The 1,524-nt window shown below is 37.1% G+C and carries 2 protein-coding genes; both read left to right on the top strand.

Annotation, left to right across the window (positions count from 1 at the left end):
- Nucleotides 1-56 precede the first annotated feature (56 nt).
- Nucleotides 57-590 (top strand): helix-turn-helix domain-containing protein, encoded by a 534-nt coding sequence (locus EKM66_RS12445; protein WP_125765033.1) that lies wholly within the window; start codon nt 57-59, stop codon nt 588-590.
- Complete coding sequence (locus EKM66_RS12450; protein ID WP_225426610.1) at nt 590-1,486, top strand: IS3 family transposase; 897 nt, start codon at nt 590-592, stop codon at nt 1,484-1,486. The genes EKM66_RS12445 and EKM66_RS12450 overlap by 1 nt, the downstream gene beginning before the upstream one ends.
- Nucleotides 1,487-1,524: the final 38 nt, after the last annotated feature.

Genomic DNA, 1,524 nt, shown 5'->3' on the forward strand with positions numbered 1-1,524 from the left:
TAAAGTGCTTCATAATTGTTAGACAAAAAATCTAACAGTTATGGAGTACTTTTTATATGGTTAAATACAGCGCAAAACTGAAGGCCGAAGTTGTTGGCGAATATCTCCAAGGAGGAACTAGCATTCGTCATCTTTCGGAGAAACATAATTTACCCCACAAACAAGTTGGCTTTTGGATTCAAAAGTATCGTTTAAGCGGCGTAGACTCGCTTAAACGAAAAAGGACCAAACGAAGTTTTCCAGTTGAATTCAAAATTGATGTGATAAACTACTATCAAACTCACGATGAGACTTTAGCCGAAGTGTCCGCAAAATTTGACGTTAATTCCTGTCAGATAAGCCATTGGAGAAGAACCTTCAATCAATATGGAATAGAAGCCCTGAAGTCTCATCCGAAGGGCAGGAAATCAAAAGTGAAACATGATAAGAAGAAGTTACGTAAGTTGGTAAATAAGAATGAAGTCGATCGACTTCGTGAAGAGCTGGCACAGAAGAACAAGGAACTCTATGATACAAAGTTGGAAAATGATATCTTAAAAAAATCAATGACCCTGTTCGGGACCTCAAAGGGCGAGAAAAAACGCAAATAGTGGATCAGATCAGGGTCGAACAGGAATCTCTTCCTAAAAAAGATCGATATAAAATTGGTGAGATTCTTAAGGCAATCGGCCTTAAGAAAGCTACGTATCATGACGAACGTAAACGGATCAAAAAACATGTAGATAAGTATAAGAATGTAAAAAAAGAGATATTAAAAATCACAGAAAATGGAAAGTGGCGCGGACGTCTAACCTACGGTTATCGTCGCGTACAGGATGAATTAGAAAAATTGGATATCCATTTAGCTGACGCCGTAGTGCGTCGCTTAATGGATGAATTGGGTGTTCAAGTAAGTATCTATAATCGTCATCGAAATGGGAAATATTCTTCATACAAAGGTACTGTTGGCAAGATAGCTCCTAACGTTCTACATCAACAATTTAATGAAACTGTACCATTAAAGATTCTACATACCGACGTTACACAAGTTCGTTTAGCTGATAGTAAATGGGCTTATATTTCAGCAATAACAGATGAAGCAAGCAAAGAAGTTTTGGCCTTTCAAGTAAGTAATAGTCCTAATAGTGAATTGATTATGAACACATTGAATGAGCTCCTGACAGTCATTCCAGAAGGAGTAAAGCCAACAATCCATTCCGATCAGGGTTGGCATTATCAATTAAATTACTATATCGATAAACTCTCTGAAGAAGAATTCTCACAAAGCATGTCTCGCAAAGGGAATTGTCTCGACAATGCGCCGATTGAAAGTTTCTTTCATCTTTTCAAAACAGAGTGTCTTAATGGATTTCCACCTTGTAATGATATTGAGGAGTTTAAGAAGATATCACTAGAGTACGTCGATTGGTTTAACAATCGACGAATTTCAAGAAAAACAAAAGGCATGACTCCCCGTGAATACAGAGAGCATGCCTTAGCAGCTTAATAATATTTAATTTTGTCTAACTTTTGTGTTGCACTTTA

The sequence above is a fragment of the Companilactobacillus hulinensis genome, assembly GCF_003946555.1.
Classification (GTDB): Bacteria; Bacillota; Bacilli; order Lactobacillales; family Lactobacillaceae; genus Companilactobacillus; species Companilactobacillus hulinensis.

Excerpts from the sequence above, each read along its gene's own strand:
- EKM66_RS12445 (WP_125765033.1), top strand. The coding sequence starts at position 57 with ATGGTTAAATACAGCGCAAAACTGAAGGCCGAAGTTGTTGGCGAATAT.